Origin of the sequence: Streptomyces sp. NPDC050610 (assembly GCF_040654875.1) — a bacterium.
In the GTDB taxonomy this organism is placed as follows: Bacteria; Actinomycetota; Actinomycetes; order Streptomycetales; family Streptomycetaceae; genus Streptomyces.
Window position 1 is genome coordinate 102,965 of record NZ_JBFAIV010000010.1, and the last position, 19,036, is coordinate 122,000.

The 19,036-nt window shown below is 72.6% G+C and carries 17 protein-coding genes; 5 read left to right on the forward strand and 12 right to left on the reverse strand.

Annotation, left to right across the window (positions count from 1 at the left end; all coding sequences use genetic code 11):
* Nucleotides 1-53: 53 nt before the first annotated feature.
* The 3 genes from AB0I22_RS15220 to rsmI all read right to left on the reverse strand — a co-directional run bounded on the left by AB0I22_RS15220 (nt 54) and on the right by rsmI (nt 2,576).
* Nucleotides 54-986, reverse strand: a complete 933-nt coding sequence (locus AB0I22_RS15220; protein WP_363131211.1) for a TatD family hydrolase — start codon at nt 984-986, stop codon at nt 54-56.
* A gap of 43 nt (nt 987-1,029) precedes the next feature.
* The gene (locus AB0I22_RS15225) at nt 1,030-1,509 is read right to left on the reverse strand and encodes a hypothetical protein (protein ID WP_363131212.1); all 480 of its coding nucleotides are present in this window, start codon (nt 1,507-1,509) and stop codon (nt 1,030-1,032) included.
* A gap of 161 nt (nt 1,510-1,670) precedes the next feature.
* Nucleotides 1,671-2,576 (reverse strand): 16S rRNA (cytidine(1402)-2'-O)-methyltransferase, encoded by a 906-nt coding sequence (rsmI, locus tag AB0I22_RS15230; protein ID WP_363131213.1) that lies wholly within the window; start codon nt 2,574-2,576, stop codon nt 1,671-1,673.
* A 318-nt stretch (nt 2,577-2,894) separates the two neighbouring features.
* On the opposite strand from rsmI, the gene AB0I22_RS15235 reads away from it, so the two are divergent.
* The 5 genes from AB0I22_RS15235 (at nt 2,895) to AB0I22_RS15255 (ending at nt 9,014) form a co-directional block, all read left to right on the forward strand.
* The gene (locus AB0I22_RS15235) at nt 2,895-4,661 is read left to right on the forward strand and encodes a phospholipid carrier-dependent glycosyltransferase (RefSeq protein ID WP_363131214.1); all 1,767 of its coding nucleotides are present in this window, start codon (nt 2,895-2,897) and stop codon (nt 4,659-4,661) included.
* A gap of 116 nt (nt 4,662-4,777) precedes the next feature.
* Nucleotides 4,778-6,391 (forward strand): penicillin-binding transpeptidase domain-containing protein, encoded by a 1,614-nt coding sequence (locus AB0I22_RS15240; RefSeq protein WP_363131215.1) that lies wholly within the window; start codon nt 4,778-4,780, stop codon nt 6,389-6,391.
* Between the two features lie 116 nt (nt 6,392-6,507).
* Nucleotides 6,508-6,993 carry a YbaK/EbsC family protein gene (locus AB0I22_RS15245; RefSeq protein WP_363131216.1) on the forward strand — a complete coding sequence of 162 codons (486 nt, stop codon included), beginning with the start codon at nt 6,508-6,510 and terminating at the stop codon, nt 6,991-6,993.
* A complete protein-coding gene (locus tag AB0I22_RS15250; RefSeq protein WP_363131217.1) occupies nt 6,990-7,835 on the forward strand; it encodes a DMT family transporter in 846 nt (281 codons plus the stop codon). The genes AB0I22_RS15245 and AB0I22_RS15250 overlap by 4 nt, the downstream gene beginning before the upstream one ends.
* Before the next feature lie 279 nt (nt 7,836-8,114).
* Nucleotides 8,115-9,014 carry a LysR family transcriptional regulator gene (locus tag AB0I22_RS15255; protein ID WP_363131218.1) on the forward strand — a complete coding sequence of 300 codons (900 nt, stop codon included), beginning with the start codon at nt 8,115-8,117 and terminating at the stop codon, nt 9,012-9,014.
* Between the two features lie 152 nt (nt 9,015-9,166).
* Here AB0I22_RS15255 and AB0I22_RS15260 read toward each other — a convergent pair whose 3' ends face one another.
* The 9 genes from AB0I22_RS15260 to AB0I22_RS15300 all read right to left on the reverse strand — a co-directional run bounded on the left by AB0I22_RS15260 (nt 9,167) and on the right by AB0I22_RS15300 (nt 18,986).
* Nucleotides 9,167-10,246 carry a TauD/TfdA family dioxygenase gene (locus AB0I22_RS15260; RefSeq protein ID WP_363131219.1) on the reverse strand — a complete coding sequence of 360 codons (1,080 nt, stop codon included), beginning with the start codon at nt 10,244-10,246 and terminating at the stop codon, nt 9,167-9,169.
* Nucleotides 10,247-10,325: 79 nt separating this feature from the next.
* Nucleotides 10,326-11,486 (reverse strand): aspartate kinase, encoded by a 1,161-nt coding sequence (locus AB0I22_RS15265; protein ID WP_363131220.1) that lies wholly within the window; start codon nt 11,484-11,486, stop codon nt 10,326-10,328.
* Between the two features lie 5 nt (nt 11,487-11,491).
* The gene (locus tag AB0I22_RS15270; protein ID WP_363131221.1) at nt 11,492-12,535 is read right to left on the reverse strand and encodes an aspartate-semialdehyde dehydrogenase; all 1,044 of its coding nucleotides are present in this window, start codon (nt 12,533-12,535) and stop codon (nt 11,492-11,494) included.
* A 76-nt stretch (nt 12,536-12,611) separates the two neighbouring features.
* A complete protein-coding gene (locus AB0I22_RS15275) occupies nt 12,612-13,751 on the reverse strand; it encodes a DMT family transporter (protein WP_363131222.1) in 1,140 nt (379 codons plus the stop codon).
* Nucleotides 13,752-13,913: 162 nt separating this feature from the next.
* On the reverse strand, nt 13,914-14,939 hold the full coding sequence (locus tag AB0I22_RS15280) for a transporter substrate-binding domain-containing protein (RefSeq protein ID WP_363131223.1): 1,026 nt from the start codon (nt 14,937-14,939) through the stop codon (nt 13,914-13,916).
* On the reverse strand, nt 14,936-16,255 hold the full coding sequence (locus AB0I22_RS15285) for a methylaspartate mutase (protein ID WP_363131224.1): 1,320 nt from the start codon (nt 16,253-16,255) through the stop codon (nt 14,936-14,938). Before AB0I22_RS15285 ends, AB0I22_RS15280 begins: the two co-directional genes overlap by 4 nt.
* Nucleotides 16,252-16,728: a cobalamin-dependent protein gene (locus AB0I22_RS15290; RefSeq protein WP_363131225.1), complete on the reverse strand. Its 477-nt coding sequence runs from the start codon at nt 16,726-16,728 to the stop codon at nt 16,252-16,254. The genes AB0I22_RS15285 and AB0I22_RS15290 overlap by 4 nt, the downstream gene beginning before the upstream one ends.
* 182 nt (nt 16,729-16,910) lie before the next feature.
* A complete protein-coding gene (locus AB0I22_RS15295) occupies nt 16,911-17,693 on the reverse strand; it encodes an SDR family NAD(P)-dependent oxidoreductase (protein ID WP_363131226.1) in 783 nt (260 codons plus the stop codon).
* An 84-nt stretch (nt 17,694-17,777) separates the two neighbouring features.
* Nucleotides 17,778-18,986 (reverse strand): serine hydrolase domain-containing protein, encoded by a 1,209-nt coding sequence (locus tag AB0I22_RS15300; RefSeq protein WP_363131227.1) that lies wholly within the window; start codon nt 18,984-18,986, stop codon nt 17,778-17,780.
* Nucleotides 18,987-19,036 lie beyond the last annotated feature (50 nt).

The following is a 19,036-nucleotide window of genomic DNA, read 5'->3' on the forward strand; positions in this document are numbered from 1 at the left end:
GGCTCTGGCCGGGAATCTAGCGGAGCACCGCGTCACTCTCCAAAGTCGGCCGGTCACACAGTGTGGCGCGGTTCCGGGTAGCCGAAGGCGCGGGCGGTGTTCGCCGCGACGGCGGCGGCCAGGTCGTCCTCGGCGAGGCCCTTGACGTCCGCCATGGCGCGGAGCGTGACGGGGATGAGGTAGGGCGCGTTCGGGCGGCCCCGGTAGGGCATCGGGGTGAGGAACGGCGCGTCCGTCTCGACCAGGATCAGCTCGCGCGGGGCGACGGCGAGGGCGTCGCGCAGCGGCTGGGCGTTCTTGAAGGTGACGTTCCCGGCGAAGGACATGTAGTACCCGGCGTCGGCGCAGACCTTGGCCATCTCGGCGTCGCCGGAGTAGCAGTGGAAGACGACCGTCTCGGGGGCGCCCTCTTCTTCGAGGACGCGCAGGACGTCGTCGTGCGCGTCGCGGTCGTGGATGACGAGGGCCTTGCCGTGGCGCTTGGCGATGTCGATGTGGCGGCGGAAGGAACGTTCCTGGGCCGCCATGCCGTCGGGGCCGGTGCGGAAGTGGTCGAGGCCGGTCTCGCCGACGCCGCGCACGTGCGGGAGGGCGGCCAGCCGGTCGATCTCGGCGAGGGCGTCGTCCAGGGCCGCGTCGCCGCCGGCCGCCCGGGCGCCCTGGCGGGACCAGCCGTCGGGGTCGCCGAGGACGATGCGGGGCGCTTCGTTCGGGTGCAGCGCCACGGTCGCGTGGACGTTCTCGTGGGCGGCGGCCGTCTCGGCGGCCCAGCGGGACCCGGCGAGGTCGCACCCCACCTGGACGACGGTCCGCACGCCGACGGACGCGGCCTTGGCCAGGGCCTCCTCGACGGTGCCCCGCTGCATGTCCAGATGGGTGTGCGAGTCGGCGACGGGCACGTCGAGCGGGGCCGGGAGCGGCGGTGGGACGTCCTGATCCTTGCGGTCGCCGCTCTGCTTGCCGTTCTTCGATGCTGTTGCCGCCATGGCCGCGATTCTATGAGCCCTCACGGGCCGGCCGGTGCGCGGCTCACTTCCGGTGGTGGAAGGGCTTCAGCAGGTCGGCGAGGTGCCAGTGGTGGTCCCCGGTGTGCGGCGGCTCGGCGGCCGGCTCGCGGCGCCCGTCGAGCGCGTCGGCTCCGCGGCGGGGCGTCGGCTCGGTGCCCGCGGCGGCGGGGACGGTGGCGGCCGGTGCGGCGTGCGGGGGGCTGTGCAGGGCCTCGGCGACCATGGTGACCCGGCCGGAACGCATGATGCGCACGACGTGTGCGCCGCAGTTCGCGCAGGTCGGGGTGGTCAGCGGGGACGGGACCCGGGTGCCGTCGGCGTAGTAGACGACGAAGGCCCGCCCGTGGGAGTCCACGTGGTGCTCTATCTCGTAGCTCTGCTCCCAGCCGTGCCCGCACCGCATGCACGCGAAGGCGTACGCCTCGTGTGCGTTCTGATCGGCTGCGTGCCTCGGGTGGGCTATCGGGTGGACACCACTTGAGGTTCCTGCGATCTCGCTCATGGCAGCTCCTCTTGTCCGTAGACAAGTCTCTCCGGGAACGGACGTCCCACCTCCAGAGAACGCCTTTCCCGCCGCCGGCGCGACAGCCCTTCGCCGTATTGGGAGAAATTTGGCGACTTGATATCGCAATCACCGGGCTGCCATGCCTGAGCTTTAAGTTTTCACGATAGTCCTTTGCCCGCCGGTGGTCCCTGCCGAGCGGCGTTCTTCGCCGCGACGACCGCGTCGAACACCTCCCGCTTCGGCAGCCCCGCCGCGGCCGCCACGGCGGCGATGGCCTCCTTGCGCCGCTCCCCCGCCTCTTCCCGTACGCGCACCCGCTCGACCAGTTCGGCGGGGTCCAGGTCCTTCGGTCCGGCGGCCGGGGCGCCCTCCACGACGACGGTGATCTCGCCGCGCACGCCCTCGGCGGCCCACTCGGCCAGCTCTCCCAGCGGGCCGCGCCTGACCTCCTCGTACGTCTTGGTCAGCTCGCGGCAGACGGCGGCGCGGCGGTCCGCGCCGAAGGCCTCGGCCATGGCGGCGAGGGTGTCGTCGAGCCGGTGCGGGGCCTCGAAGTAGACGAGGGTGCGGCGCTCGTCGGCGGCCTCGCGGAGCCGGCCGAGGCGCTCGCCCGCCTTGCGGGGCAGGAACCCCTCGAAGCAGAACCGGTCGACGGGCAGCCCGGAGACGGCGAGCGCGGTCAGCACGGCGGACGGGCCGGGGACCGCGGTGACCTTGACGCCGCGCTCGACGGCGGCGGCGACGAGGCGGTAGCCGGGGTCCGAGACGGACGGCATCCCCGCGTCGGTGACCAGCAGCACCCGCGCGCCGCCGGCCAGCGCCTCGACGAGTTCGGGCGTACGGGCCGACTCGTTGCCCTCGAAGTAGGAGACGACGCGGCCGGTGGTGTGCACGCCGAGCGCCTGGGTGAGGCGGCGCAGCCGCCGGGTGTCCTCGGCGGCGATCACGTCGGCGGCGGCCAGTTCGGCGGCGAGGCGGGGCGGGGCGTCGGCGACGTCGCCGATGGGGGTGCCGGCGAGGACGAGCACGGCGGGGGCGGAGGTTTCGGGAGATGCGGCAGTCACCGCCCCATCCTCGCAGGGGCGGCCGGCCGGCCCGGTACGGCGGGCGGGGCGGTGGGCCCGCGGCGCGGCGGCCGGGGCCTGTGCGTCCCGGGGCCCGTGCGTCCCGGGGCGCGGACGGCTCGGGGCCCGTACGTATCGCGGAACGTGCGTCTCGCGGAACGTGCGTCTCGCGGAACGTGCGTCTCGGGGCCGGCGGGTCGCCCGGAGCGTGCGTCCCGGGGCCCGTGCGGACCGCTCGGCGCGGTGCGTGCGCCCCGTCCCACGCCGAGCCGTGCGCCGCCCCGCGACTCGCACAGATGAGTTCCCTACGATGGCGCGGTGACCAGTGACACCGCGACGCGAGCCCAGCAGGGCCAGGCCGCCGACGATCAGCAGCGGAACTGGCGGCGGGGGCTGCGCCGGTTCGGCTACGCGGGCCGGCCGCGGACGGACCTGCGGGAGCGGCTCGTACCGCCGTTCCCCGAGCCCGGGGTGCGGCTGTGGGCCGCGCTGGGCGCCGGTCCCGGGGCCGCGCGGCGGCTGGCGCGGTACACGGGCTGGGGCGGCCCGCTGCTCGTCACGCTCTTCGCGGGGCTGCTGCGCTTCTGGCACCTGGGGTCGCCGCGCGCGGTGATATTCGACGAGACGTACTACGCGAAGGACGCCTGGTCGCTGTGGAAGTACGGGTTCGAGGCGTCCTGGTCGAAGGACGCCAACGACCAGCTTCTCCACACGCCGCAGCACATCCCGGTCAGCGAGGCGGCGGCGTATGTGGTGCATCCGCCGGTCGGCAAGTGGGTCATCGGCCTCGGCGAGCAGCTCTTCGGGCTGACGCCGTTCGGCTGGCGGTGCATGGTGGCGCTGCTGGGGACGGCGTGCGTGCTGATGCTGTGCCGGATCGGGCGGCGGCTGCTGCGCTCCACGTTCCTGGGATGCCTGGCGGGCACGCTGATGGCGGTGGACGGGCTGGCCTTCGTGATGAGCCGCACGTCGCTGCTCGACTCGGTGCTGGTCTTCTTCGTGCTGGCGGCCTTCGGCTGCGTGCTGGTCGACCGGGACCGGACCCGCGCGCGGATCGCGGCGGCGCTGCCGGCCGGCCCGGACGGGCTGACCCGTCCGGACGCCGAGGTCGGCGACGGGCTGAAGCTGGGGTGGCGGCCGTGGCGGCTGGCGGCGGGGCTCTGCCTGGGCCTGGCGTGCGCGACGAAGTGGAACGGCGCGATCTATCTGGCGGCGTTCGGCCTGATGGTGGTCGTGTGGGACGTGGGCTCGCGCCGGCTGGCGGGGGCCTACCGCCCGTACCGCTCGGTGCTCCGGCGGGACGTGCCGTGGGCGTTCCTGTCCACGGTGGTCGTCTCGGTCTGCGTCTACCTGGCGTCGTGGACCGGCTGGTTCGCGAAGAGCGGTACGTACAGCAAGGCGGCGGGCTGGCAGCACAGCGGCTATTTCAGGCACTGGGCGGAGACGGAGGGCGGCTACAGCGCGGACGGCTTCCTGGCCGGGGTGCTCAACCCGCTGCGGAGTCTGTGGCACTACGAGGTGGAGGTCTGGCGGTTCAACACGGGCCTCACGTCGCCCCACACGTATCAGTCGAATCCGTGGAGCTGGCTGATCCAGGGCCGCCCGGTCTCGTACTTCTACGAGTCCCCCAAGCCCGGCCAGGACGGCTGTCCCAAGGACGCGGTGGGCAAGTGCGCCCGCGAGGTGCTGGCCCTGGGCACTCCGCTGCTGTGGTGGGCGGCGTGCTTCGCGCTGCTGTATCTGCTCTACCGCTGGGCCTTCAAGCGGGACTGGCGGGCGGGCGCGATCCTGTGCGCGGTCGCGGCGGGCTACCTGCCGTGGTTCAACTACCAGGAACGGACCATCTTCCTGTTCTACGCGGTGGTCTTCCTGCCCTTCCTGTGTCTGGCGCTGGCGATGATGATCGGGGCGATGCTGGGGCCGGCGGGGTCGTCGGAGAGACGTCGGGTGGCGGGCGCGGTGGGCGCGGGGGCGCTGGTCCTGCTGATCGTGTGGAACTTCGCCTATTTCTTCCCGATCTATACGGGGCAGGCGCTTCCGCTGGACGCGTGGCGGAACCGGATGTGGTTCGACAGCTGGATCTGAGGCCCCGAAGCCGGTGGAACCGGCTCACCCCACGCGCCTCTCGCGTCGCGTAGAGTGCGCGCGTCAGGTTTTAATCACATGATTAAAACTGCTGGGGGCCTGAGGGGGGCTGGGACATGCGCACTGGCGTCAAGATCGCGGTCGGCGGGACGATCGCCGCGGTCGTCGGGGTGGCCGGGTACGGCGCCTACAACCTGATCGAGGGGGCTTCGGACAGCCAGACGGCCGCGCACAGCGAGCCGGCGGCCGACCGTACGGGGCCGCCCAGCGCGGACGAGATCCACGAGACGGCCAAGGGCTTCCTCGACGCGTGGGCGGCCGGCGACCCGGAGAAGGCGGCGGACTTCACGGACAACGCGGGGGCGGCCGTGACCGCGCTCACCGGGTACCGCGAGGACGCCCATGTGAAGAAGGTGTCCTTCAAGCCGGGCACGGCCGTCGGCTCGAAGGTGCCGTTCGCGGTGACCGCCGAGGTCTCCTCCGGGGAGCACCACGCCACGTGGACGTACGACTCCGCCCTCACCGTGCACCGCGGGAAGAACAGCGGGCGGGCGCTCGTCGACTGGAAGCCCGCCGTGCTCCACCCGAAGCTGCAGCTCGGCCAGCACCTGACGGCCGGCGGCTCCCACCCGCAGATCACCGCCCTCGACCGGCACGGCAAGGAGCTGACCGACAAGGACTTCCCGTCGCTCGTCGCCGTGCTGCCGCAGCTGCGCCAGAAGTTCGGGGACAAGGCGGGCGGCGAGGCCGGCGTGGAGGTGGCGATCGAGCCGGACGGCCAGCACACCCCCGGGCCCACCCTCTTCACCGTCTCCAAGGGCAAGCCCGGCAAGCTCCAGACCACCCTCGACGCCGCCGCCCAGCGGGCCGCCGAGAAGGCGGTGAAGAAGCAGAAGGACGCCTCGGTGGTCGCGGTGCAGCCGAGCACCGGCGGAATCCTGGCGATCGCCAACTCCAAGAAGACCGCGTTCAACCCGGCGCTGATGGGCCAGACCGCGCCCGGCTCGACGATGAAGGTCATCACGGCGGCGGCCCTGCTGGAGCAGGGCAAGGCGTCGCCGGGCAAGGCGCTGCCCTGTCCGAAGTTCGAGACGTACGGGATGAAGTTCCACAACGTGGAGGGCGCCGCGAACCCCGGCGCGACCTTCGCCCAGGACTTCGCCGCCTCCTGCAACACCGCCTTCATCTCGCTCGCCAAGGACATCCCGGACGGCGCGGTGCCGGGCGTCGCGAAGGACGTCTTCGGCATCGGGCTGGACTGGAAGACCGGGCTGTCGACCTTCGACGGCAGCGTGCCGAGCGACACCGGCGCGGGCAAGGCCGCCGCGATGATCGGCCAGGGCCGGGTGCAGATGAACCCGCTCAACATGGCCTCCGTCGCCGCCACCGCCCGTACCGGCTCCTTCCACCAGCCGTACGTCGTCGCGCCCTCGGTCGACGACCGCGAGCTCGCCAAGGCCGCCCGGTCGCTGCCCGGCCCGGTCGCGAAGGACCTGCGGGCGATGATGAAGCTGACCGCCACCCAGGGCACGGGGCAGGGCGCGATGGCGGGGCTCGGCTCGGACGTCGGGGCCAAGACCGGCTCCGCCGAGGTCGACAACCAGTCCCGGTCCAACGGGTGGTTCACCGCCTACCGGGGCGATGTGGCGGCCGCCGCCGTCGTCCCCCAGGGCGGGCACGGCGGGGACTCGGCCGGGCCGATCGTCGCGGCCGTACTGCGCGCCAAGTGACGCGGGGAGGGCGCTCCGAAGGCGCGCGGGAGATGAACCGCGGCGGTCCTCCGAGCGCCCTCCAGGTGACGTAAACGACCTCGCGTGGCCCGTACGACCAGCGCTAGCGTCGGGGCATGAGCACACCTGACACCGCCCATCCCCGGTTCGCCGAGGCCCTGCGTGAGCTGGGGCTCGACGTCGAGGTCCGGCGCTTCCCCGACGCCACCCGCACCGCCGTCGAGGCCGCCGCCGCGGTCGGCTGCGAGCTCGGCCAGATCGTCAAGTCCCTCGTCTTCGAGGCGGACGGGCAGCCGGTGCTGGTGCTCATGGACGGCTCCTCGCGGGTCGATGTCGAGCTGGTACGGGCGGAGCTGGGCGCGGAGCGGGTCCGGCGCGCCAGTGCCGCGCTGGTACGGGAGACCACCGGGTACGCGATCGGCGGCGTGCCCCCCTTCGGCCACCGCACCCGCACCCGGGTGCTCGTCGACCGCGGGCTGCTCGGGCACGAGGTGGTGTGGGCCGCGGCCGGCACCCCGCACACCGTCTTCCCGCTCGGCCCCGAGTCGCTGTGCGAGCACGCGGGCGGCGACCTCGTGGACGTGCGCGAGCGCGCCGCGTGACGCCGCTGATCGCGACGGCGGTGCTCATCGCCGCCATCACGCACGCCAGTTGGAATGCCATAGCCCACGGCATCAAGGACCAGCTGATCGCCTTCACGCTGGTGGGCGGCGGCGGGGCGGTCATCGGCATCGCGCTGGCCTTCTTCACGTCGCTGCCCGCGTCGGGGGCCTGGCCGTATCTGCTCGGCTCCGCGGTGCTGCACGTCGTCTACCAGGCTCTGCTGATGCGCTCGTTCTCGCTCGGCGACTTCGGCCAGATGTATCCGATCGCGCGCGGCACCGCACCGCTGGTGGTCACCGTGCTCGCGGCGGTCTTCGTCGGCGAGCTGCCGGACGGCTGGCAGACGACGGGGGTCGTGGTGGCCTCGGCCGGCCTGGTGGGCGTCGCGCTGTGGGGCATCCGCGGCTCGCGCCCGCACTGGGCGGCGATCGTCGCCGCCGTCGCCACGGGCCTGGCCATCGCCTCGTACACGGTCGTCGACGGCGTCGGCGTACGGGCCTCGGGCACCCCGCTCGGCTATATCGCCTGGCTGATGATCCTGGAGGGGATCGCCATCCCCGCGTACGCCCTCGCGTCCCGGCGCGGCCGACTGGGGGCGCAGCTGCGTCCGTACGCGGTGCGCGGGCTGGCCGGCGGGCTGCTGTCGGTCTTCGCGTACGGGCTGGTGCTGTGGGCCCAGACGCGGGCCGAACTGGCGCCGATCGCCGCGCTGCGGGAGTCGTCGATCATCGTGGGCGCGGCCATCGGGGCGCTGTTCTTCAAGGAGCGGTTCGGCGCGCCCCGGATCGCGGCGGCGGGGCTGATGGTGGTGGGCATCGGGCTGATGCTGCACGCCAGTTGACGCCCGCGCCTGGTACGGCCCGGCCGTGATGCCCGCGTCCGACGCGGCCCGGCCGCGATTCCCGCGCCCGGTACGGCCGGTCGTGATGCCCGCGCCCGGTACGGCCCGGTCGGGTCGTACGTCCGCCCGAACACCCCCGCTTCCCGAAAAAGTGATGCGTATCACATATCGCTTCGAGGCAACTCGCCACCCCGTGGGCGAATTGTCGGGGTTGCAGTAGTTCACTTCAAGACATGCCGTGTGCATGATCCCGGTGAAGGTTTCGGGCCAGGGGGTGCGATGGAATTCCGTCAGCTGATCACGTTTCAACGAGTGGCGTCGTTAATGAGCTTCACGCGCGCTGCCGAGGAGTTGAGCTACGCCCAGTCGAGCGTGACGAGCCAGATCCGCGCGCTGGAGACGTCGTTGGACGTCGAGCTGTTCGACCGGCTGGGCGGCCGGATCAGGCTGACGGAGGCGGGTGAGCGGCTGCTGGAGTACGCGGAGCAGATCCTCGCCCTCGCCGACGAGGCCCGCTCGGACGTCGCGGGCCGCGACGGGCCGGCGGGCACGCTGGTGATCGGCACGATGGAGAGCATCACCTCCTACCGCATGCCGCCGCTGCTGGAGCTCTTCCACCACCGCTACCCCCGGCTCCAGCTCTCGCTGCGGCCCAGCCTCTGCGCGGAGACCTGCCACGCGCTGCGCCAGGGCACCTTCGACGTCGGCTTCCTCATGGAGGCCGAGACCGAACGGCCGGGCCTGGAGACGATGATGCTGGCGGAGGAGCCGCTGGTGCTGGTGGCCGCCCCCAGCCATCCGATGACGGCGATGCGCGAACTGTCCCTGGACGACCTGCGAGGCGCCTCGGTGGTGGCGACGGAGGCCGGCTGCGCCTACCGCGACCAGTTCGAGCAGGAGTTGAAGGGCGCCGAGACGGCCTCGTTCCTGGAGTTCGGGACCATCGAGGCGATCAAGCGCGGCGTGATGGCCGGGCTCGGGGTCTCCCTGCTCCCGAAGATCACGGTGGCCGGCGAACTCGCGCGCGGGGAGATGACGGTGCTGCCCTGGCAGCCCCCGTTCAAGGTCTTCACCCAGCTTGCCTGGCGGCGGGGGAAGCGGCTGTCGCGCGAGATGAAGCTGTTCATCGACCAGACGGCCCGCCTCATCAAGGAAGAACCCTCCGCGACGGCCTGCTGACGTGGGAGACGACGCCCGGCGTGCGCACGCCGGGCGCCCGTACGAGCGAGGGGCCCTGACCGGTCATGACCGACCGTGTCAGGGCCCCTCGGCCGAGTGCTGTCAGCAAGGTGGCAAGGCGGGCAAGAGAGACAAGGAAGCGTGCGGGGGAATCAGTAGTGGACGCGGCGGTTCTCCGGGGTCTGGCGGTAGCGGATGCTCCACTGGTTGCGGCGGACGTAAGTGCGCTGGAGCCAGCGGTCCGCGCCGTCGTAGCGGGCGGTGAACTGGGTACGGGCGTGCAGCCCCTTGCGGTTGTTGATCAGCAGCGCCTCGCCGGGCCGGAGGAAGACCTCGTGGGCCACCTCGCGGCAGGCCGACTGCACCCGGTCGAGCGCCGCCTGCGCCGCACTGGTCATGGCGCGCACCCCGTTGGCCGACAAGGAGATCTCCGGGGCGTCCTCGGGGCCGCTGATGATCGCCACCGGATCGGAGAGCACCTCGGCGTCGCCGGCCACGTCGCGTACGTAACTGCCCGGCGCGTTCAGCCGGAACAGCGGACTCCGCAGCAGTTCGAGCGTGCGGTCGTCCAGGACCCGGGAAATGTCGCGGGCGTCCGCGTAATGAGTGGCGGCGATCCCCTCGTGATCGGCGCGCAGGCAGCTGAGGACGAGGAAATCGGGGTTGCTGACGTCATAGCGGCCGATGAGGTCGTGAACGATGTCGTTGTGGAAGTTGAGGAAGACGGTGGAGCCCTGGTTGGTCTGGGTCATGGCGCCGCCGGGGACGGGGATGACGTCGTGGACGAGCTGCCCGTTCTTCTCGGTGAGGAAGCCGACCGGCTCCCCCAGCAGCCCCGACAGCGCCAGCAGCACGCCCTCGGCCACGAAGCTCGGCTTGGCGCGGGAGGGGCCGCCGTCGCCGGGCGTCTTCGGGAGGTACTCGTCGACGGGGAGGTTGCGGATATAGCCGACGCCCGGGGTGTCGGTGTGCCGGCCGAAGTCGAGGATCTCCTGGAGCAGGTCGGTCGGCAGGGTGGCGGAGATCTGGTGGTAGCGGGCCATCGCGTAATCGATGCGGTCGTTCGGATCGGGTTCGGCCGCCAGCTGCCGGCCGATGGCATCGCGCACCGCGTCCGGCAGCACCATGTGCCCGAGGGTCCGGACCGGCTGCGGCGCGGCGGGGGCCGGCCGGCCGCTCGGCTCGCGCTTGTTCTCGGTGGTCGGGCGGTTGTCGACGACGGGCGTGCTCATGGCTGTACTCCTTCGGGGTGGGAGGTGCGGGGAGTTCGGTGTGGGAGATGCGGTAGGGGAAGCGCTCGGTGGGACGTGCTCAGAGGGGCCGGATGCCGTCGCGCTGTACGGGCAGGGAGTCGTGCAGCTTCTGGGCGAGTTCCTGCGCCTCGACGTCGTCGGCGGCGATGTGCGTGGTCACGCGGCTGCCGGTGATCTCGGCCACCGGGATGCCCACGAGCCGCGACTCGGGCAGGCCGTGCCGCCGCTGGAAGTGTTCGAGGTCGAGATACCCGCCGATCAGGGCCAGGTGCGGGCCGTCCTCCAGCCGTACGGTGTCCACACCCTGGGCGTGGAAGACGCTGTGCGCCCGGTCGGCGTCCGCCGCGTCGGCGTAGGCCAGTACGCGCGAGCGCCGGTTGAGGATCACCGCGGCGGCGGGCGCGCCGTCCGAGCTGATGACGGTGCCCTCGTCGAAGGGGGCCCGGTTGCGCCGGCAGACCAGCGTGATGCCGTGCTTCTTGGCGGTCCGCACCGCGCGGCGGTGCAGCACCTTGGCGCCGTGCAGCGACATCAGCGAGGCGGCGTCGTAGGCGACCTGCCGCAGCAGCCGGACGCCGGTGACCAGGTTGGGGTCGGCGCTGTAGACGCCGTCCACGTCCGAGTGGATCTCGCACCGGTCGGCGCCGACGGCCGCGGCGACGAGGACCGCCGAGAGGTCCGAGCTGTTCTTGCCGAGCCAGGTCGGCCGGCCCTCGCTGTCGGCGGCCTGGCCGCCGGGTACGACCACGATGTCGTGGTCCTCCAGCGCCCGCCGCAGGGGGCGCGGGTCCAGCTCGCGGACCTTCGCCCACATGTAGGTGCTGTCGGTGGTCAGGCCCAGCTGATGGCCCGCCAGCACGGTGGCTTTCAGGCCCTGCTGGTGGAGCGCGGTGGTCAGGAGGTGGGCGCTGACGGTGTCGGCGAGGGTCAGCAGTCCGGCGACGCTCGCGTCCTGCGGGTGCTCGTCGACCTGGTGGAGCCGTTCGCGCAGCCGCTCCGTCTCGCCCGGCATGGCGCTGACGACGACGGCCAGCGGCCGCCGCTCGCTCGCCTGGCGCGCGGCCAGCGCCTGGGCGAGCTCCGCGTACGAGCGGTGGGTGGCGAAGGTGGAGCCGCCGAACTTCAGGGCGACGGGGGTGGCGGGCGCGGCGGTTTCGGCGGTTGTAGCGGTTGCGGCAGTTGTAGCGGTCTCAGCGGACGCCGCGGTTTCGGCGGTCACACGGGTCACAGCACACCTCGTTCGACGAGTGCCTCGGCGATCTGGAGGGCGTTGAGCGCCGCCCCGATGCGCACGTTGTCGGCCACCGCCCAGAGCCAGAAGGCGCGGGGGTTGTTGGGGGTGATGCGGACGCGTCCGACGTGGACGCGGTTGGGGTCGCCCGCGGTGCGCGGGGTGGGGAAGGCGCCGAGCTCCTCCCGGTCGTGGACGGTGACTTCGTCGAGCGCGGCCAGGGCCCGTATCAGCTCGTCGCGGTCGACCGGGGTGTCGCACTCGATCCAGGCGGCCTCCGAGTGGCTGTTGACGACGGGGACGCGGACGCAGGTGGCGGTGACGTCCAGATGCGGCAGGCCGAGGATCTTGCGGGATTCCTGGAGCATCTTCTGTTCTTCGAAAGTGAATCCGTCGTCCAGTCTTCGGTCGATGCTGGGGATGACGTCGAAGGCCAGCGAGGGGCTGAAGGTCTTCGAGACGCCCGGGCTGTCGGCGTCCGCCAGGACGGCGCGGGCGCCCTCGCGGAGTTCGTCGATGCCGGAGTAACCGGCGCCGGAGGCGGCCTGGTACGTGGACACGACGGCCTGCCGGATGCCCCAGCGGTCCTCCACCGGGCGCAGCAGGCGGACCAGCGGGATGGTGGAGCAGTTGGGGTTGGCGATGATGCCGCTGACCGGGCGCCGCTCCAGTTCGTGCGCGTTGACCTGGGGGACGACCAGGGGCGTGTCCGGGTCCATCCGGAAGGCGCTGGTGTTGTCGATGACCAGCGCTCCCTGGGCGACGGCCTTGGGCACCCAGGTGGTGGAGACGGAGCCGCCGGCGGAGAAGAAGGCCACGTCTACGGCGGAGAAGTCGAAGCCGTCCAGGTCGTGCACCCGGTAGGCGCGGCCTTCCACGGTCACCTCGCGGCCGGCGGAGCGGGCGGAGGCGACGAGGTCGATGGAGCGGTAGCGGAATCCGCGGTCCGCGATGAGCTGGATCAGGGTGGTGCCGACGACGCCGGTGGCGCCGACGAGCGCGATGCGGGGTGCGGTGGTGTCGGTGACGAGCGGCATGGTGTCCTCCTCTGACGGCGGTGCTCGGGGTGTGTGCCGGGGTGGCGCGGGTCCTACGGTGGTGTGCTCGGGGGCGTCAGACGCTGGTGCGCTCGGGGGCGCTGGGGGCCGGCAGGGGCTTGGCGGCGGGGGTGCGAGGAGCGGCAGGCGCGTTCTCGGCGGTCGCGGGGGCCTCGGCAGCCGGTACGGCCTTGGCCGACGTAGAAACATCGGGGACCTGAAGGGCCTTGGCGGCGGCGGGGAGGTAGCCGGCCGGGGTGCGGCGCAGCCGGGGGTGCCAGCCGAGGTTGATGCCGAGCGAGGCGCCGACGATGAGCGGGATGCCCAGGGCCTGCACCCAGCTGATGTGGTGTCCGTAGACGGCCCAGTCGGCGACCATGGCGGCGGCCGGGTAGATGAAGGCCAGCACGGCGATCTTCGAGGTGGGCAGCTTCTGGTAGGCGGAGTACATCAGCACGTACATGACGCCGGTGTGGATGAGGCCGAGGCCGACCAGCCAGGCCCAGCCGGCGCCGAAGTGCGCGCTCTGGCCCAGGGTGGCGAAGGGGAGCAGCAGCGGGATGCCGAGGACGACCTGGACGAGGGCGATCAGGTGCGGCTTGACGCCGGTGACGCGCTTGGTGATGACGGTGGACAGGCCGTAGAAGAGGGCCGCCAGGAGCGCGTAGCCGAGGCCGATCATGTACGTGCTGCCGCCGCCGAGGTCGGACGAGGAGACGCCGGCGACCAGGATGAGTCCGATGAACGCGACGGCCAGCCAGCCGGCCTTGTGCGCGGTGATCTTGTCGCGGAACAGGACGGCGCCCAGCAGCACCACGAAGAACGGTTGTGTGTGGTAGACGACGGTGGCCACCGAGATCGACGTGGCCTGGTAGGCCTCGAACAGGAACGCCCAGTTGAAGACGATGAACACGCCGCCGAGCGCGGCGAGTCCGAGCTTCTTGGCGGTGAAGCCGTGGTTCTTGAAGAAGCCGCGGATCAGGCAGTACAGGCCGAGGAAGACGGCGCCGAAGACGCAGCGGAAGAAGACCACGTTGAACGGGGAGGCGCCGGACTGCACGACGAAGACGCCGAGGGTGCCGGACAGGAGCATCGCGGCGGTGAGTTGGACGGCTCCGCGTGATTCCTTGCCGGCCGATGCCGATGCCGGCGACGCTGCGGCCGACGCCGACGGGGCTGCCGCCGGTGCCGAGGAGGCCGATGTTGACGCGCTCATGCCACACTCCTTCTCTGGGGGTGATACGGGTTGGGGAACAGCGGGTTTCAGAGGTGCTGCGGGTCCGGCTCAGGAGGCAGCGCGCAGCTTGCCTGACAAGCCGTCACATTCATTGCTCGCGCGTTCAGTAGGCGGGAATGCGGTCAGTAGGCGGGAATGCGGTCAGTGGGCGGGGATGGCGTAGTGCAGGCCGCCGTCGAGCCACAGCGCGTTCAGCCCGCGCGGCACGCCCAGGCCGGAGGCCGGCCCGAGGTTGCGTTCGTAGATGTCGCCGTACGTGCCCACGGCCCGCAGGACGCGGCCGGCCCAGCCGTCGTCGAGGCCGAGCGCGGGGCCCAGCGCGTCCGCCGTACGGGCGGCCTCCTCGGCCGCGAGCGCGGCGGCCCGCGCGTCCTCGGCGCCGTGCGCCGCATGTTCGGCCGCGAGGAGGAACTGGAACACCCAGCGGCAGATCCGGAACCACCCCGTGTCGTCGTCCCGCACTGCCAGCGCCATCGGCTCCCGCGAGATCGTCGTCTCCAGCAGCGAGTGCGCCGAGGGGTCGGCGAGTTCGGCGCGGGCCCCGGCCAGGGCGATGCGGTCGAGCACGTACGCCGCGCAGTCGCCCGCCGCGTAGGCGGCCAGCGCCTCCCCCGGCGTCGGGTGGGCCACGGGCTCGACGCTCAGGCCGCGCGCTCCGTACCAGGCGGCCAGGTTGGCCGCGCTGGTGGTGCCGGCCTGCACCGCGAGCCGCTTGCCGGCCAGTTCGGCCGGGTCCGTGCGCCCGTCGGCCGTACGGACCAGGAAGCCCTCGCCGTCGTAGCAGGTGACCCCGGCGAACAGCACCGGGCCGCCGGTCTCCCGGCCGAGCGTCCAGGACAGGTTGCAGGTCACCAGGTCCGCCTCGCCCGCCGCCAGCCGCTCCAGCCGCCCGGCCGGATCGGTCGGCAGCCAGGTCACGGCGTCGGCGTCGCCCAGCACCGCGGCGGCCACCGCCCGGCTGACGTCGACGTCCAGGCCGTGCCAGCGCCCTTCGACGTCCCGCGCCGAGAGGCCGCGGATGCCCCGGCTGACGACGGCCCGCACCCGCCCTTCGCGGCGGACGCGCTCCGCCGTGGTCACGGCGGACGCCGTCGACCGCTCGCTCATCACTTCCGCGCCCGTCACCTCCGCGCCCGTCGCCTCCGTACTCATCACCGTCGCGTTCACAGCAGGCTCCTCAGTGCGGGTCCGACCAACTGCTCGCGGTCGAAGCGGCGTTCGTTGTAGCCGAGCATGTCGAGCAGGCCGCGCGCGCTGACCGGCCGGCGGTCGCCGGCTGCGTCCGCGACCGGCATGGCGCCCGGGTTCGACCAGCGCAGGTCGCCGCCCGGCTCGATGCCGGCCCGCGAGCGGTTGGCGTTGTCGCGGTGCAGGCAGTACGGCACATCGAGATGGCCGCGGGCGAAGGCGTTCACCAGCGCCGCGCCGACGTCGTCGCCGAACTGGAGCGTCGAGGCGATGAGCATGCGCGCCTCCTCGTAGACGCCGGTCCCGGCCGTCGCGGCGACCGGCCGGGGGCTGCGCGCCTCGTCCTCGGCCACCGCAGCCGCGAACTCCAGCGCGTCCACGTTCTCCGCGATCGTCGGGATGCGGTGCGCCTCCACCGCCGTCTTCACGATCAGCCGCTCGGCGCCGCTGCTCACCGCGAGCCGCGCGCTGTCCTCCAGCATCCGGAAGGCCCCGATCACGGTGCGCGGGAAGACGCCCATGTACGTATAGAGGACGACGTGCCAGTCCACCGGGCCCAGCCACTCCCCGGCGAGCCTGCGCAGCGCGGCGAGGGCCTCCAGGTCCTGGTCGGGGTGGGTCTGCTGGGCGTAGCTGACGGAGAGGCTGCGCACCCCGTGCTGCCGGAAGAACATCGCCTCCAGCACGCTGAGCGCCACCAGCAGGCTGGGCGGGCAGAGCTGGCCGAGCATGCAGCCGCCGAAGGTCTCCAGGTGGACCGGTTCCGGCTGGTCGGCCAGGATGCGGCAGCACTCGGCCCACGCGGCCGTCGCCTCGGGCAGCGGCACCCGGCTGTAGGGCAGGCAGTACGAGACCGGTCCGCCCTCCGTGGCGTCCGCGCCGGACTCGACCAGCGCGCGGAACAGCTCCTGCGGCAGCGCGGAACCGTGCCGGAACTGCACGGGGAAGTCCTCCCCGGCCACGCCGTCCAGCAGCTCCCGCGTGGTGTCCCTGCCGTGCGCCACGACGGGGAAGCCGTTGAGGTCGTCGCCGTCGCGCAATGCCCGCCGGGCCGCGTCGTGGTCGTTGACGCGGGTGTAGCTGTCGACCGTGACCGTGCCGATGGTGGCGCCGCGGGCGGCCTTCACCGCCTCCAGCCCCGACCGCATCGCCGCCGTGTCCGCGAACCCCATCCGGGGCTGCACGACCAGCCGGCCCCGCTCGCTGTTGCGCCGGACGAATCGGGAGAAGCGGCCCTGCGGGCTGCCCTGTTCTACGGGCTCCGCGCCGGGAACCGCCGCCGTGGCGCCGTTCATTTCACACCTCCTTCCGCGGCCGTGGCCAGCTCGCGCCGGCGGGAATTGTTCTCCAAAGCACCAAGAAAAGAATCAAATTCGGCGAGCCCGGCCTCGGACTCGAAAGCCGCGTCGAAACCGGCGTCCACCAGCTCGGCGCTGAACCGCGCGTTCGCCGCCCCTCGCACGCCGAGCTTTCCGCCGATGACGACGCGGAGGCCGGCGAGTTCGGCATCGGAGCGGATCTTCCGGATAAGACGGAGCCCGTCCAGATGGCCGTGGCCGTTGACGGTGCTCACTACCAAGGCATCAGGTCTGGCGAGCCGGCATTCGGCGAGGATTACCTCGTCCGGAACGCAGGCGCCGAGATTGATCACCTCCCCTCCCCGCTCTTCCAGCAAAAGCTGGAGAAAGACCAGGTTCCACATATGGGCGTCTGATGACACGCTGGTGACGACGAATCGCCCGCTGCGTGCCAGGGATATCGTTTCCATTTGAATCCCTGCCTCGGTAACTCCGACGCACATGAAGTTACGGTCGGCGGGACCCCCAGGTCCACGCCCGCTTGGGGGACGAAAACGATGCCCCCATCGGTCCAGCCGATTGCGCAGGTCAGGGCCGGTGCGGAGGGGGCTGCGGCGGGGCTCCGGGAAGAGGTTTTCGAGGGCCCTTCCCCTCATTCGCCCTTGAGGACGCCTCGCAGACCGCTGTTACCGCTGAGGATGCCGCCGTCCACGGGGAGGGTGACACCGGTGATCCAGGATGCGTCCCGCGAGGCGAGAAAGGCAACGGCCGCCGCGATGTCCTCCGGCTCGCCGACCCGGCCGAGCGGGTACAGCAGGGCCGCCCGCTCCAACACGTCTTCGCGCCCGCGCCAGTTGGGGGTGCGGATCGTCCCCGGGGCGACGAGGTTGACGCGTACGCCGCGCGCCGCCGAACGGCCCGCCAGGGTGCGGGTCAGGCTCGCCAGGCCCGCCTTCGCGGCGCTGTAGGCGTGGTTGCCGAAGTCCTGCTCCCCGTTGACGGAACCGACGTTGACGATCGCGCCGCGGCCACCGGCCGCGGCCAGGTGGGGCATCGCTGCCCGGGCGCAGCGGAAGGCGCCGGTCAAGGTGGTGTCGAGGTCCCGTTGCCAGTGCTCCTCGTCCTCGTCCTCGATGAGCGGGGCGTCGGGGTGGCAGGACATGGCGTTGTTGACGAGGACGTCGAGCCGGCCGAACCGCTCCACGGCATGCGCGACAGCCGTGTCCACGGCCGACTGGTCGCCGACGTCGCAGGCCAGGGCCTCGGCCTCGGCGCCGGTCGCGCGGAGCGCGGTGGCCGCGCCCTTCGCCCGTACGCCGTCGAGATCGGTGAGCAGCACGCGCGCTCCCTCGGCGGCGAAACGCGCGGCGGTGGCGGCGCCGATGCCGCGGCCGGCGCCGGTCACGATGACTGCGTATCCCTCGAACCTCTGCACCGCGGGCTCCTCTGACTGGAGTGTCCTCAAACGCCGGACGGGCTGGAAAGTACGGGTGTCATCTATAGCAGCGGCACGGAGGCGCTACGGCTGGGCCGCCGAAGCCGCCGAAGCCGCCGAAGACACAGCCACCGCTCGTACCAGTGCCTGCGCCCGCGGGTCCGCCGTGACGTTCCGCTGCATGCCCGCTGTGACGTAGCCGAAGGCTATGGAGGATTCGGGGTCGGCGAAGGCGAGGGAGCCGCCGCGGCCGGGGTGGCCGAAGGAGCCGGGGGACAGGAGGGGGCAGGCCGGGCCGTGCAGCATGTGGCCGAGGCCGAAGCGGGTGTTCACGACCAGGACGCGGTCCGGGCCCGCGGACTCCTCCGTACGGGCCAGGGTGAGCGTCGCGGGCGCGAACAGCCGCGGGTGGCCGTCGACTTGGCCGATGAGCGCCGCGTAGAAGCGGGCCAGCGCCTCGGCGGTGGCGACGCCCGCGGAGGCGGGGAGTTCGGCGGCGGAGTAGGCGGGGTCGTTCTCGTCCGGCGGCGGGTCGATGGCGCCGAAGGCCCGGCGGGTGAGCGAGTCCGGGTCGCTGTACGCGTCGGAGACCGACTTCTTGGGGCGCACCCGCAGCCCCTGCGAGGCCGGCGGGACCGGCGCCTCGACGGGGGCCAGCCGGCCGACGCGGCCCCGCTCCCCCTCCGGCAGCCCGATCCACAGGTCGAGGCCGAGCGGCCCGGCTATCTCGTCGGCGACCCAGCCGCCGATGGTCCGGCCGGTCACCCGCCGTACGAGCTCGCCGATCAGCCAGCTGTAGGTCTGGGCGTGGTAGCCGTGCGCCGTGCCCGGCTCCCAGGCCGGCGCCTGGGCGGCTACGGCGCGCGGGCCGCTGACGCCGTCGACGGCCTCGGCGAGGGTCAGGGGGCGGTCGAGCACGGGCAGCCCGGCGCGGTGCGCGAGGAGGTGCCGTACGAGCACGCGCTCCTTGCCGTTCTCCTTGAACTCGGGCCAGTACCGGCCCACCGGCGCGTCCAGGTCCACGAGGCCGCGCTGGTGCAGCAGGAGCGGCACGGCGGCGGCGACGCCCTTGGTGGCGGACCGTACGACCTGGGCGGTGCCCCGCTCCCAGGGCGCGGCGCCGGGCCCTTCGGCGTCGGCGTCCCGCGCCCCGCCCCACAGCTCCACGACCTTGCGGCCGTCCCGGTAGACGGTCACCGCCGCGCCGCGCTCGCCGCGCCGCGCGAAGTTCGCCGCGAAGGCGTCCCGGACCGGTTCGAAACCGTCCGCCACCGTGCCCTGGACGTCCACCACTGAACCGCACTCCCACTTGTGCCCGTGCGCGTGCCCGCACCGACCGTGCG